Below are 14,053 nucleotides of genomic sequence, written 5' to 3'. Positions count from 1 at the left end.
CACAGTGAGAAAATGCACGTCCTCCTCATCTCCGATCCCGGCCCCCCGAGCCGCCGTGTGGCCTCGATCCAGGACGAGTTCCTCGACCACCTCCAACAGGACTTCGAGACCGAGGTCACTGTCGATGTGTGCACGAAGACGTTGCGCGTCCATGCCGACCACCAGCTGGAGCTGTCCACCTTGGACGCGATCGTCGCCCAATATCCCGATGCCGATCTCGTCATCATGCTCACCGACATTCCCCGCCACACCCAGGGCAAACCACTGATCGCCGAGGTGCTGCCCGCCCGAAAAGTCGCCGTGATCTCCTGCCCCACCCTCGGTGCGATGACGACCAAGCGCCGTCTGCTCAAGATCTATATGAGCTGTGTCAATCAGCTTCTGCCCGACGGGCATGTGCCGGCGAAGAGGAATCGGCTTCCGCGCTGGGGACAGTGGTCGAATCGAACCGAATCCGGCCGCCGCACCCTCCACGCTCACACCTTCACCGGTGGGACCCGCCTCGTGCTGGGCATGACCATGGCCAATGAGCCGCTGCGGATGGCGCGGAAACTCTCCCGTGCCATGGCTGCGGCCGCCGCGACCGGGGCGTTCGGCATCTTCTACAGCTCCATCTGGCAGATGTCGCATCACCTCTCGACTCTCCGACTCATCTCGATCGGCATCATCGCCATCGCTGTCATGGTCGGATGGTTGCTGACGATCAATCGCCTGTGGGATCGCCCGGTCAATGAACGCCTGGCTCAGGTCGTCTTCTACTACAACCTGTCCACAGTGCTCACGCTCATCGTCTGCGTGACCGGTCTCTATGCGCTGCTCGTCGTGGGCATCCTCGCCGGCAGTCTCATCGTCATCGATCCGGAGTTCATGGCCCAGACGATCCACCGGCCCGAGGCTCGACTGACGAACTACCTCGACATCGCGTGGTTGAGCGCAGCGATGGGCGTCGTCGCCGGCGCACTCGGCTCAAGCTTCGACAGCGACATCGACCTCAAGAATCTCACGCACGCCCAGCGGCTGCGTTCCCGCGTCTATATCGCTCAGGACGACGAGACCGGCACATCCTGACGGGGGGGGTTACGTGCCATCTGCGGCAGCGTTATGGTGGCCCCAGACTCCGGGTCAACGCGAAACCGGAGAGAATAGGAGCAAGAATCATGACACAGTCAGTGACAGTTCCCGACCCCCATGGCTCAGAGAAGACCACTCGCGAGAACGCCGAACGCGGCTTCATCGCCTCCGACGCCCTGACCAAGAACCTCCAAACGGTTCTGGTCGACTTCATCGCTCTGAGCCTGACTGCCAAGCAGGCGCATTGGAATATCGTGGGCACGAACTTCCGCGACCTCCACCTCAACCTCGACGAAGTCACGGACATCGCCCGTGCAGGCAGCGATGAGATCGCTGAACGCATGCGTGCCCTCCACGCCTCGCCGGACGGTCGCCCCGCGGTGATCGCCGAACAGACAGGGTTGCCGGAGTTCCCGAACGGCGAGATCAGCACCCACGACGCCATCGACCACATGGTCGCATCGATCGAAGCGACCGTGGCCTCGATGCGCGACTGCCACGACGAGGTCGACTCCGCGGACCCGACGACCGCCGACATCTTCCACAGCTACATCGCTCAACTCGAGCAGCAGGCCTGGTTCATCAGCGCAGAGACCCGCACACCCAAGTGAGTCGGTGCGACTGAGCAGCCACCTTGATCTTCGGGCCGCCTCCCGTCCTCACGGTCGGGTAGGCGGCCCTTCGTTGTCGACGCCCGGCACCGGCATCATCGCCCGTCGATGATGCCGACGAGGTGTTCGGCAATGGCCAGCGCCGAGGTGGCTCCCGGGGAGGGCGCGTTCCTGACGAACATCGTGGCTCCCGCCCGATCGATGACGAAGTCATCGACGAGTGTTCCGTCCCGATTCATGGCCTGCGCGCGGATTCCGCGGGTGGCGCGGTGGCCGTCAGCTCCGGTGAGGGAGGGGACGTAGCGGGCCGCCTCGGCGACGAATCTCTCGATCGAGAGCACCCCGGGCAGCTCACGGGCAGCGGTGGCCATATTGCCTGCGGCGAAGCGCCAGAATCCGGGGTCGGCGGCCACGGCGAGAGAGTCGGGGATGTTGAGTCCGAGCCCTCGGTATCCTTCGCGGGAGAACGAGAGGAAGGCATTGGGGCCGATCATCAGACCGCCATCGATGCGTCGGGTGACGTGTACCCCGAGGAAGGGATACTTCGGGTCCGGGACGGGGTAGATGAGTCCGTTGACCGTATTGCTGTGCTCCTCGTCGAGGATGAAGTACTGCCCGAAGAAGGGCACTACGGTGGGAGTGCGCTTCTGTCCGGAGCGAGCGGCGAGGCGGTCGGACTGGAGCCCGGCGCAGACGATGACATGGTCGAATTCCTGGGCGTCGACCGATGTGTGGACGATTGCGGTGTCACGGGTGGGGCCGCCTCGGTGATCGATGTTCTTGGCCGGGGTGGAGAAGCGGACGCGGCCGCCGTGGGCGCGGAAGTCGGCGACGAGGGCGTCGGTGAGGCCGGGGTAGTCGATGATCGCGGTGTGGGGTGAGTGGAGGGCGGCAACTCCCTCTGCGTTCGGTTCGACGTCACGTAGGCTGTCACGGTCGACCAGGGCGATGTCTGGGACGCCGTTGGCCAGGGCACGGTCATGGATGGCGTGAAGACGTTCGACTTCTGTGTCGTCGGTGGCGACGACGACCTTGCCGCACTCGTCGAAGGCGACGTTGTGTTCGGCGGCGAAGTCGGTCAGGAGGGAGACGCCTCGACGGCAGAGGGTGGCTTTGAGGCTGCCGGGTTCGTAGTAGAGGCCGGCATGGACGACTCCGGAGTTGTGACCGGTCTGGTGGGCGGCAGGGTGGTCTTCTTTTTCGAAGAGGGTGACGTCGGCGGAGTCGTGGCGGTTGAGGATCTCGCGGGCAACGGCGGCTCCGATGATTCCTGCGCCGATGACTGCCCATCGTGTCTTCTTCGCCATGTGTCAACTCCTTCGTTGATTGCCGTCTCTGCTGCGGTTGAGTCGACTTTAGGCGACGGCGAGGTGTCTTGCGCGTCCCGTCCACACCGCGGGAGTCGTGACCTTGCCGGTCGCCATACGGTCACAGAAAGATTTCGCAGTCGCCAGTTCGTGTCTCATTAAGTGACATAAAAGGGAGTACGCAGTGACCCAACTATGACTGTGGCAAATTTCAATTCGTCAGATTGCACTCCTCTTAGCAAGCTTTTCACCTGCAGATTCATAGAATCGCGCAGAAACGAGGCTTGCCGCCGCAGACATCCGCAGCAGCCATCCGAACCTACCTTGGCGTAACTATAACGACGAGGTAACTTTTCCTGTGATCTGCTGATTACTTTTTGATTACTCCGTAACGTTGTGAGCGTCCTGTCAGGAAACTGCCTGTTTCCGTCCAGGCGGCGCCTGGACCTGATCAGGGTCTGAACGATGTGGAGAACCATGAGAATACTGAGAGGCCGGCCCGGAGCCGGTCGGAAGATCGCGGTGGGGTCTGTCGCCGCAGCGACAGCGGTGGGACTGACCCTGCTGACGACCTCGCCCGGTGCCGCCGATGAACAGAATCCGAACGAAGACTCAGAAGCCTACGGGCAACTGATCGATGCCGACATTTTGACCGCAGACGCTGTCGACGCTCTCTCGGCGTACAGCAGTTCTCCGTCCAGCACGGACGCGGACAGCACTCCGATCAACGCTGAGGTGCTCCAAGCCATCGGAGTCGAACTCCCCGGAATCGGCATCCCGCTCATCAGCAACGAGGGCGGCGACGGCCTCCTCGAGCTCGGTGAGGGCGGAGCGCTAAATGCCTATGGGAACGCTCCTGCCTACAACGACGCCACGGCCAGTGCCGGTGCCGTCGGGACGGACGGCGGTCTCAATCTCGATGACATCAACAATGGCGAGTACGGCAACGCCAAAGTCGATCTGACTTCAGTGCTCGGCCAGCTCAACCTCGACGGGGTCACCGATCAGATCGTCGATGAACTGAGCCTCGAGCTCGGCGCGATCGCGTCGACGGCCAACAGCAACGGCGAAGCCGATGACTCAGAGTACGCCGTCGCCGATGGCATCCTCACGGTCTCGAGCCCCGCAGTGAGCGACCTCTCGGGCGCTCTCGATGAGGTCGTCGATGGTGCGGGTGGCACTCTCGAAGAGGTCATCGGTGACGAGGGGCTAGTCAGTGCCCTCACCGGTGTCGGCGTCAATGTCAACATTCCGCTACTCGCATCGGTCAACATCGGTGGCGACGATGCGGAGGTCTCTGTACAGGTGCGAGACGCACTCAACAGCGTCGTCGAGAATGTCGTCAAGGAGAAGCTCGCGGACGATGCAGGCATCGTCTCGATCGATCTCGGCAACGGCGATATCCAGATCGACCTCGCAAAGATCGTCAAGGGCGGAGACGCCTCAGACCTCAACGGTCTCGACCCGAATACCCAGGTGCTCACCTCGGACACGATCTCGAAGATCACCGATGCTGTGGCCGACGCTCTCGGCGCCCTGTCCGGCAAGGTCAATGAGACGTTGACCGATGCGCTCAACGACGTGCACCTTGTCATCGATCTGCCGGCCAGTATCAGGCTGCTTGGCGGAAGCGCGGCAAGCGGCGCGATCAACGTGGACGCCACTCTTGGACAGCTGGCAGGCACTGATGACACTGATCCGACCATCAAGGCCGACATTGACTTGCTTGGGATTCCAGTGGGCACACTGCTCAATGCCATCACAGAGCCGCTGATCAGCGAGCTGCTCGGCATCACCAAGCCACTCATCGGCGGAATCCTTGACTCAACAGCCGAGCAGGTCGCTGACAGTGTCACCGGCATCGTCAACCCACTCCTGACCTCCCTCGACCCGGTCTTCAACGCACTCAATCAGGTCGTCGATCTCACGATCAACGAGCAGCCGACTGCGAAGGATCCGGCAGAGGAGAGCCAGGTCAAGGGCAACAATGGGCCTGGCTTCACGGTCAGTGCAGTGAGTTTGGAACTGCTCCCAGCCGCGGACGCCATCGACATCAACCTTGCGTCGTCCTCGGTCCGTGCGACCGCGGACGCTCCGGAGGAGCCCGGTGACGATGATGTGAACGCAAATGCAGCGGCTTCGGCTGCCGCATCGGCAACCGCCGATGACGACGGCAACGAAGCTGCCCAGGCAGCTTCGCAGGCCGCGGCCAACGACGACGCCACGTCAACCGCTTCGGCCGCCGCCGACGAGGATGCACAAGCTGCGGCTGAGGCTGCGGCGACGGAAGACGCATCAACCACCGCTTCGACCGACGCGACGACAGACGAGAACGCGTCGTCGACAGCCGCGTCCGAGGCCGCAGCGAACGCCGACAACACCGATAACACGAATGCGGAATCCTCCGCCGCAGCGAACGCCGACCCGGCGGCAGCTGCGTCGGCGGCCTCGACGGCAGATTCGTCAGCCACCGCATCGGAGAACGCAGCGGCAGACGCCGACGCCGATCCATCGGCAGATGCCGATCCCAACGCGGATGCCGCTGATGAAGCAGATGCGAACGTGAATGCAGCGGCTTCGGCTTCGGCATCTGCCGACGCTGACGTCGACGGCGATCCCGCCGCTCAGGCTGCAGCTCAGGCTGCAGCCGACAACGATGCGAACAGCGCAGCATCGGCAGCAGCGAACGAGAACGCCGAGGCAGCAGCGGAATCCGCCGCTAACGAAGAGGCTTCCTCGGAGACCTCGGCGGATGCGACATCAGATCCGAACGCCTCGGCGCAGCAGGCAGCCAACGCCGCCGCGAACGCCGACAACTCGGATTCGACCAACGCTGATACCTCAGCAGCGGCCGATGCCAACGCGGCGGCAGCAGCCAGCACCGCAGCGACGGCGGACTCCTCTTCGGAAGCTTCGGCCTCGGCTGCAGCAGATGCGGATGACTCCACGGTCGCGGATGCCAGCAATGAGACCACCGCGAACGCGAATGCTTCGGCTTCGGCCGCTGCATCCGCTCAGGCTGACGCTGACACGGACCCTGCTGCTCAGGCAGCAGCCGAAGCCGCGGCCGATGAAGATGCCAACAACACAGCATCTGCAGCGGCGGACGAGAACGCCGAGGCAGCTGCCGAATCGGCCGCCAACGAAGAGGCGACCTCGGAGACCTCAGCCGACGCGACGACCGAGACCAACGCTGCAGCCCAGGCCGCAGCAACAGCAACGGCCGACAGCAACGATGAGGACTCTGCGAGCGCAGATACCACCGCGGAAGCCGATGCCAATGCAGCGGTAGCCGCTTCGGTGGCAGCGAACGCCGATTCCTCGGCTGCAGCTTCGGCTGAAGCCGCTGCGGATGCCGACGGAGCTGATGACGGAGCCGCGGCCACCGCTTCGGATGATTCGGACGCGAACGCCAATGTGAACGCAGCGGCCTCGGCTTCGGCGTCCGCCACGGCCACCGCCGATGCGGACGCAGATCCGGCGGCACAGGCAGCCGCTCAGGCAGCAGCTGACAACGATGCCAACAACACGGCATCGGCAGCAGCTGACGAGAACGCCGAAGCAGCAGCAGAATCCGCCGCTAACGAAGAGGCCTCCTCGGAGACCTCGGCGGATGCGACATCAGATCCGAACGCCTCGGCGCAGCAGGCAGCCAACGCCGCCGCGAACGCCGACAACTCGGATGACAGCAACGCACAGGCATCGGCTGCAGCCAACGCCAACGCCGGTGCCGCCGCTTCGGCAGCGTCGACGGCGGACTCCTCCTCGGAGGCTTCTGCTTCTGCAGCGGCAGACGGCGCTGAGGCTGACGCAGCTGCTGAAGGCGCAGAGGCGAACGCCTCGGCCGACGGCGACGAGGCCAACGCTTCGTCGGCAGACGATGCAAATGAGGCTTCGGCTGATTCGGACCAGGCCGCATCGGCCAACGCAGGTTCGGCAGCCAACGCCGGATCCGGTTCGAACACCTCGGCCGGTTCGAGCACGAACGCCTCGGGCAATGCTGGTGGCGACCTGCCGCGGACGGGTGCCGACGGCCTCCCGGCCATGGTCGGATTCGCCGCACTGCTCCTCGCCGGCGGCGCAACAGCGGTGTGGGCAACTCGCCGTTACCGTGCAGGCAAGCACTGAGGGTGACCCAGCTCAGTCATTGAGCTGAAACCGCCAACGGCGGGGTCGGAGTGAGAACTCCGGCCCCGCCGTTCGCATGCCCGTCGTTTGCGTGCCTGTCGCTTCCTAACCGCCGACAACAGGCCACGGCCTCGACCGCGGACAAGGGACCGCGGTGAGCCCCGACCCCGACGCACTAGACCTACAACCCGCGCCCGGCCTCCCACGGCTCTTCCGAGGCACCGGTGATCAGGGCGTTGACCGACATCGCCTGCGCATCGGTGAACGAGGCGATGTAGTCCACGACCGCCCGTGCTCGACCACGCCTTACGATCCCGGCCGCGCCTTCTTCCCCCAAAGCAGCAGGGTTGCGCGCATACAGATCCGAATACTCCTGCGTGGCCGCCTCGACGGAATCGACCAGACGCCTGGGAATCCGCGTCGACTCATCCGGGTCGAGCAGCCACTCATGGAATCCCTCGACCAGGGACGCGATGATCCGCGTCTGCCCACGTTGATACACAGCCAGGTCAGACCGTTCGAGCACGAAGCGCGAATGCACGAATTTCAGCACCACGACATCGTGCCAAGCCTCCTGGCTCAGCCGCACATGACCACTGCGGATATGCGGATCCGGATCAACGACGATGGACGCCTGCAACCGGTCGATCCACCGCCGGGTGAATCCGGTGACCGCCCGATCCGCCTCCAGTCCCCCGTCATAGGGAACCCCGAGCAAACCTTCGACAAGGTCCCGATTGACGCGCTCCACCGAATCCCGGAACGCCTCCTCCGACGCAATCCATGGGTCCTTCTCCCCGATGTGCCGCCGGATCGCCTCGAGCGCATGGCCAGGACGGCGTCGATCCAACTCCGCAGTGTCCAAGGCCGCCAACTCGCGATGATCGCGTAGCCACCGCCCGAGCTCAGCGGACACAGCCGTGTACTGCAGCACGTTCGACCGGTAGAAATCGTCCAGGTCGTGCACCGCATACGCAATATCGTCGGCGACGTCCATGACCGCGCACTCGAGCGTCTGCTGATACTGCCCGATCGCCGGGAACGCCGAGAGCACGTCCGCCATCTCCTCGACCTCGGTCGCATAGGCGGAGAACTTCATCGCTCCCTCACTGACATCGTCACCGACCCCGCGCGGCATCCGCGCCGCCGACGAAGCCCGGTTGCCTGTCCATTCCCCGCGCTCCCACGGATACTTGAGCACCGCAGCCCGAATCGCGCGCGTGAGATTGAGACCGCGCGCCGTGGCCTCGCAGCTGTCGAGGGCGGTGAGAATTCGAAACGTCTGCGCATTCCCCTCGAACCCGTCCTCGAGGCGCAGAACCTGCCGCGACACCCGGTCGAGTTCCTTCTCGCCGAGGTGGCCGAACGGAGGGTGCCCCAGATCGTGGGCGGCCGCGGCCGCCTGGACGACAACCGGATCACACCCGCCGAGGCGGCTGACCGTTTCCCGGGTCGCCTCGTCAGCGTTGTTCAACGTGATCGCGATCGATCGGGCCACAGCGGAGACCTTGAGCGAATGCGTCAGCCGGTTGTGGATGACCGTGCCGGACCCGGCCTGCGGTATGACCTGAGTGACCGAGGCCAGGCGGGAGAAGAACGGGGAGAACCGGATCCGTTCGATATCGACGCGGAACTCGTCCTCTCCGGGGCGGGCCTCCTCGGCGACATTGCGATCGCGACCTCCGGTGGTGTGATATCTCTGTCGTTCCATGAACTCAGACTACCGATTCCGCACCCTGAAGACCCTCTATTGCTACCTGACGGGGGCCCAGCAACCTGGCGCCAGGTTGCTGGGCCCCCGTCAGGTAGTAAGGGGATCCCTTGAGACTCAGATCACAGCATCGTATGGTGAAGATACCTATAGGAGGTGGTCACGATGACCGGAGTCAATGAAGATTTCTACCAGCCAGCGACCCAACCTGGTGACATCATCGAAGTCGAGGACGAAGAGACCGGCGAGATGGTCAAACACGTCATCTACCTCGACGAATTCGGCAACGGCACGAAGACGCGGCCGCTGTCCGAAGAAGAACTCGAAGACCTCGACGAGGCGCCCGAGACCTGATCGCGAACCAGCCGCCCACGATGGGTTCGGCAGCGTACTCGCAGCGCGCAGAGAACTCCTCAATCATCCGAGGTCAGGCCCATGCGTGCGAACAGCCGTGCGGCGGTGGCCCGTGAACTCTGCTTGACCACCTGCCCGAGCTCGGGGTCTCCGGCCAGCAGCGATTCCGCGAGGCCTTTGGCCTGCGCGAAAGCGATGTGGGCCGGCAGCGGCGGCGTGTTGCGGTCGCAGCGGACGTCGAGGACGACCGGCCGGTCGGCGGCGAAGGCCTCGTCGAGACTCCCGTCGATCTTCTCCGGATCGTCGACGCGGATGCCTTTGAGCCCGAGCAGCTCCGCGTAGCCGGCGTAGTCCATCGACTCGACCAGCTGGGCCGTGTCCCACCTCGGGTCACCGGCCTCCCGCATCTCCCAGGACACCTGGTTGAGGTCCCCGTTGTCGATGACGAGGACGACGAGGGCGGAGTTCGACCATTCCCGCCAGTGCCGTTTGACGGTGAGCAGACCGTTCATTCCCATCATCTGGAAAGCTCCGTCACCGATGGTGCACACCACCGGACGATCGGGATGCGCGAACTTGCCCGCCAGCGCATAGGGCATCGCGGCGAGCATCGAAGCCATCCGACCCGAGAGGTTGCCCATCTGGTTCGGTCCCAGTTCGATGTGGAAGCCGTACCAGTCGGCCGTGCTCCCGGCGTCGCAGGTGATGATCGCGTTCTCGGGCAGATGTTCGTTGAGGGAGACGAAGACCCGGCGAGGATTGATCGGGGCGGCTTCGGTCATGGCGACCCGAGTGTTCTCCTTCATCCACGCCCGGTTCTCATCAGCGATCTTCTCCTGCCACCCGGTCTCGTGCTGGCTCAGATGCGACTGCAGCGCGGCCAGCGTGGTCTTCGCGTCGCCCCACAGGTTGACCTCGGTGGGATAGCGGATCCCCAGGTGACGCGGCGACAGGTCGATCTGCACGGCACGTGCCTGGCCGGTCGGCGGCATGAATTCGCCGTAGGGATAGTTCGTGCCGACCATCAGCAGGGTGTCGCATTTCTGCATCATGTCGTAGCTCGGCCGCGATCCCAGCAGACCCAGCTGCTGGGTGTGGAAGTCGACATCACCGGGCACCACCTGTTTGCCCAGCAGGGTGGTGATCACACCAGCACCGAGGCGCTTCGCCACGGCGATGACCTCATCGGTCGCTCCGATCGCGCCCTGTCCGACGAGCATGGCGACCTTCTCACCGCTGTTGAGGACTTCGGCCGCGCGGGCGAGCGCGTCGTCGTCGGGTCGCAGGCGGTCCTCGGCGTAGCCGGTGCCGGTGCGGGAGACGAAATGCTCGACCGCCGGCTCTTCCATGTCCATAGTCTGTACGTCGGCGGGCAGGACGACGACGGCCGGACCGCGGTAGGCCTTGGCCATGCGGACGGCTTTGTCGACGACGAGTTGCGCGTGCATCGGCGCGGCCACTGTCTGCACGAACACCGCGGCGTCGGCGAAGAGTCGTTCGAGGTTGATCTCCTGTTGGAATTCGGAACCCAACGACACTCGCGCCTGCTGCCCGACGATGGCGACGACTGGGGCGTTGTCGCCCTTGGCGTCGTAGAGGCCGTTCATGAGGTGGATGGCGCCGGGGCCCGAGGTCGAGACGCACACGCCCACCTCACCGGTGAATTTCGCGTGGGCGGTGGCCATGAACGCCGCCTCCTCCTCGTGGGTGGGGCGCACATAGGTGAAGTCCTTGCCCTCGTCCTGCGCTCGGCCCATAGCCCCGTCGAAGCCGCCGATGCCGTCGCCGGGGTATCCGTACCAGTGGTGCAGATCCCAGGCGATGAGCCGATCGATGATGAAGTCGCTGACGGAGGTCGCCATGTGCCTTCTCCTCACGAATACTCGCGTGTCGAATGTGCCCAGCCGACGTGCTGCGACGTGGCCCGGCCTGGCCCTCCAGGCTTGTCCTGGCACCGTCAGCTGTCAAGACTCCGGAGCCCCGGCGCCCGGGCCTCACCGACCATCGCCGCGGCATGTCTCCCGGCGGAGGAGATCAGCACAGAAGGGGGGTCTTGTCCTCGCGAGCTGCGGCCTCACCACGAGGCCCGCACCGTTTCCGTCGGCCCATCGACTTCCGTGAAGCCGGCGTCGACGACGCTGATCTGCTGGTCGTTCGCCGCCCATGCGTCCTTCGTCGCAGTCTGCACTCGCAGGCTGAACCCCGACTCACGCCAACGGTCCCGCACCTCGTCGGGCATCTGCTCGAACGCCAGCTGCGCGGCGTGTCCGCATTGCGCGGCGGCCTTCCCGGTCGTGAGCGTCAGCTCGGGAGAGAGTTCGATCGTCACGACCGCCTCGGCGGCGGGGATCGAGGATTCGCCTTCATCCGGGAATTCGGTGCCGCCGACCTGAAGCTTCTTCAGCTCCGGTGGCAGGGGTTCGACGGGGCCGGGTGCGAAGACGGACGCCTCGGCGGGGGCGAAATCGTCGGTGCCGCCGAAGGTCACGCTCACGCATCCGAGTGCCCGGGCGTCCTCGAGCTTCTTCCCGTCACCGCGGCGCACGACCTTGCGGATCGCTCCGTCACGCCAGTATTCGACGGCCTCGTTCCAGTCCCCGCCCGGTTGTAAGCGCGGATCGTCGAGGAAGGTCACGACAGCACGAGAGGTGGTCTCGAGGACGTCGATGTGGCGAGCGATGGCGGTCTTGGACCGGCGCACGACGATCGGCAGTGACCATGGGATTTCGTGATCGGTCTCGTGCCTGCGCATATGTTCGGTCAAGGGTTCGCTCCTGCAGTGTCTTCGGCGGTGAAGGACTGATGTCACAGTCCCCTTGTCATAACAGCGACGTTCGGCGGATATTCCGGATCTTCGCAGGTGAGTCCTACCGTGGCCGCCGCCGCTGGCCTCGCTAAGCTGGGAATCATTGCCGCCGACCAAGAATGAGGCTGATGATTCCCGGCGTGACAGTCGACCCCGAGCTCACCGAAGCGCTGCTGGCCACCATTCCTGCCGACATCGTGGCATCGATGTCGCCACAGATGCGCGAGGTCATGGCCGTCCAGGCCACTCGGGCCGACGCGTGCCGCCGAGCCGGCGAGAACTTCGCCGCTGCCGCCGGTGACCTCTCCCCTGCCGCTCGGTCCTTGGCCGCCAAACGCGCCGAATACCGGACCGAACGCACGCTGTGGAACGAAGGCGGCCCCACCATGAGCCGCACCGATGATCACCACATCCGCACCGCCGACGTCGACGTTCCGATCCGCATCCATCGCCCCACCACCGAGGCGGTCCTGCCCGGTCTCGTGTTCCTCCACGGCGGTGGGTTCAGCCTCGGCGACCTCGATACACATGACCGGATCATGCGCGTGCTCGCCGCTGCCGGCGGCTTCGCCGTGATCGGAGTCGACTATTCGCTGTCGCCGGAGGTGAAGTTCCCGCAGGCGCTGCACGAGTGTGCCGGGGTCGTCGACCACCTCGTCGGCCAGGGTGAGGATTTCGGCATCGACGGCACACGTCTGGCCATCTCCGGAGATTCCGCTGGTGCGGTTCTCACCCTCGGCGCAGCTCTGCTTCTGCGCGATGAACCGGAGACCATCGGGGCGAGTCCCGCGAGCTTCTCGGCCCTGCGCACCCTCCTGCCCATCTACGGCAGCCACGGTCTCATCGACTCGGCCAGTCGCAGGCTCTACGGCGGCGACTGGGACGGCATGGGCATCCACGACCTCAGCAACCTCCTCGACGACTACCTGCCGACCCCGGAGGACGAACATTCACCGTTCGTCGCGCACCTCACCGCCGATCTGTCCGGTCTGCCGCCGGTGTTCGTCGCGGCCGCCGGGCTCGATCCGCTGCGCGATGACAGCCGGGCATTGGCCAGGACCCTGCAGCGGGCAGGCAACGACGTCCGCTTCGAGGAGTATCCGCATGTGCTCCATTCGTTCCTCCACTTCGGTCGGATCCTCGATGACACGAACACCGTGCTTCACAATGCCGCCGAGTTCGCCGCACGTCGTCTGAACTGATTCCTGCGGTCTGCGGCACCGTCGGACTGCCGTTGCCGCTCGCGTTCGATCTCAGCGTCGAACTCGGCGCCGAGAAGCAGCGAGAGGTTGACCATCCACACCCAGGCGAGCCCGACGATCACTCCCCCGATCGACCCATAGGTGACGTTGTAGCTGCTGAAGTTGTTGATGTAGAGAACGAAGCAGGTCGACACGGCGAGCAGCACGAGCAGCGCGACGAACGCACCGAGGCTGACCCACCTGAACTTCGGCTGCCTGACGTTCGGGGTCACGTAGTAGAGCAGGGCGATGAGCAGCATGACGAAGAAGACGAAGACCGGCCATCTGACCACGTTCCAGATCAGCAGGGCAACCTCGCCCATTCCGATGAGCTCGCCGAGCGTTTCGGCGATGGGCCCGGACAGCACGAGCAGCAGCCCCAGAGCGGCCAGGACGATGAGCGTGACCACGGTCATCAGGAGCATAAGCGGTTTGAACTTCCAGTACGGCCGAGTCTCCTCGACCCGGTAGACAGCGTTCAGGGCACGGCCGAATGCGCCGATGTATTTCGACGACGACCAGATCGCCAGCAGCAGGCTGCCGATGAGGGTGGCTCCGGCCGAGGACGACTCGGTGAGTTCGACGATGAACGGACGGATCGCCGTGGCCGCCTCGGCCGAGACTCCGTGGACCAGGGAGAGCACCGCCTTCGTGGTCGACTCGGCTTCCCCGACCACGCCGAGCAGCGACACCATGGCGAGGATCGCCGGGGCAGCAGAGAGCAGAGCGTAGAAGCTCAGCCCGGCTGCTCTGTCGAGGCACTCGTCGTCGAGCAGGCGCCGAAGAGCGCCCCTGACGATCCGCACTCGATTCAACCGTGGCCC

Annotated in this window: 10 protein-coding genes; 5 read left to right on the top strand and 5 right to left on the bottom strand. The window is 64.8% G+C overall.

Annotated elements, in window-relative coordinates; genetic code table 11:
- The first annotated feature begins 12 nt into the window (after nucleotides 1-12).
- A complete protein-coding gene (locus tag ACU4IU_RS13380) occupies nucleotides 13-1,068 on the top strand; it encodes a hypothetical protein (RefSeq protein WP_446657010.1) in 1,056 nt (351 codons plus the stop codon).
- Nucleotides 1,069-1,157: 89 nt separating this feature from the next.
- On the top strand, nucleotides 1,158-1,682 hold the full coding sequence (locus ACU4IU_RS13375; protein WP_101543431.1) for a Dps family protein: 525 nt from the start codon (nucleotides 1,158-1,160) through the stop codon (nucleotides 1,680-1,682).
- 95 nt (nucleotides 1,683-1,777) lie between these two features.
- On the opposite strand, the gene lhgO is transcribed toward ACU4IU_RS13375, so the two are convergent.
- On the bottom strand, nucleotides 1,778-2,989 hold the full coding sequence (gene lhgO, locus ACU4IU_RS13370) for an L-2-hydroxyglutarate oxidase (protein WP_446657009.1): 1,212 nt from the start codon (nucleotides 2,987-2,989) through the stop codon (nucleotides 1,778-1,780).
- 477 nt (nucleotides 2,990-3,466) lie between these two features.
- On the opposite strand from lhgO, the gene ACU4IU_RS13365 reads away from it, so the two are divergent.
- Nucleotides 3,467-7,117, top strand: a complete 3,651-nt coding sequence (locus ACU4IU_RS13365) for a choice-of-anchor G family protein (protein WP_259357584.1) — start codon at nucleotides 3,467-3,469, stop codon at nucleotides 7,115-7,117.
- A gap of 181 nt (nucleotides 7,118-7,298) precedes the next feature.
- On the opposite strand, the gene ACU4IU_RS13360 is transcribed toward ACU4IU_RS13365, so the two are convergent.
- The gene (locus ACU4IU_RS13360) at nucleotides 7,299-8,828 is read right to left on the bottom strand and encodes a deoxyguanosinetriphosphate triphosphohydrolase family protein (RefSeq protein ID WP_446657008.1); all 1,530 of its coding nucleotides are present in this window, start codon (nucleotides 8,826-8,828) and stop codon (nucleotides 7,299-7,301) included.
- Between the two features lie 165 nt (nucleotides 8,829-8,993).
- Here ACU4IU_RS13360 and ACU4IU_RS13355 point away from each other — a divergent pair, with 165 nt between their 5' ends.
- On the top strand, nucleotides 8,994-9,182 hold the full coding sequence (locus tag ACU4IU_RS13355) for a hypothetical protein (protein ID WP_139468354.1): 189 nt from the start codon (nucleotides 8,994-8,996) through the stop codon (nucleotides 9,180-9,182).
- 59 nt (nucleotides 9,183-9,241) lie between these two features.
- Here ACU4IU_RS13355 and ACU4IU_RS13350 read toward each other — a convergent pair whose 3' ends face one another.
- Nucleotides 9,242-11,044: a thiamine pyrophosphate-requiring protein gene (locus tag ACU4IU_RS13350; protein ID WP_446657007.1), complete on the bottom strand. Its 1,803-nt coding sequence runs from the start codon at nucleotides 11,042-11,044 to the stop codon at nucleotides 9,242-9,244.
- 212 nt (nucleotides 11,045-11,256) lie between these two features.
- The gene (locus tag ACU4IU_RS13345; protein ID WP_446657006.1) at nucleotides 11,257-11,946 is read right to left on the bottom strand and encodes a peptidyl-tRNA hydrolase; all 690 of its coding nucleotides are present in this window, start codon (nucleotides 11,944-11,946) and stop codon (nucleotides 11,257-11,259) included.
- A 182-nt stretch (nucleotides 11,947-12,128) separates the two neighbouring features.
- Here ACU4IU_RS13345 and ACU4IU_RS13340 point away from each other — a divergent pair, with 182 nt between their 5' ends.
- The gene (locus tag ACU4IU_RS13340; RefSeq protein ID WP_446657005.1) at nucleotides 12,129-13,190 is read left to right on the top strand and encodes an alpha/beta hydrolase fold domain-containing protein; all 1,062 of its coding nucleotides are present in this window, start codon (nucleotides 12,129-12,131) and stop codon (nucleotides 13,188-13,190) included.
- Here the strand turns inward: ACU4IU_RS13340 and ACU4IU_RS13335 are convergent.
- The gene (locus ACU4IU_RS13335) at nucleotides 13,151-14,035 is read right to left on the bottom strand and encodes a YihY/virulence factor BrkB family protein (RefSeq protein WP_446657004.1); all 885 of its coding nucleotides are present in this window, start codon (nucleotides 14,033-14,035) and stop codon (nucleotides 13,151-13,153) included. The two genes, ACU4IU_RS13340 and ACU4IU_RS13335, sit on opposite strands and share 40 nt — an antisense overlap.
- Nucleotides 14,036-14,053 lie beyond the last annotated feature (18 nt).

It is taken from the genome of Brevibacterium sp. CSND-B09 (assembly GCF_052906525.1).
This window is presented reverse-complemented; position numbering and strand designations above follow the sequence as displayed.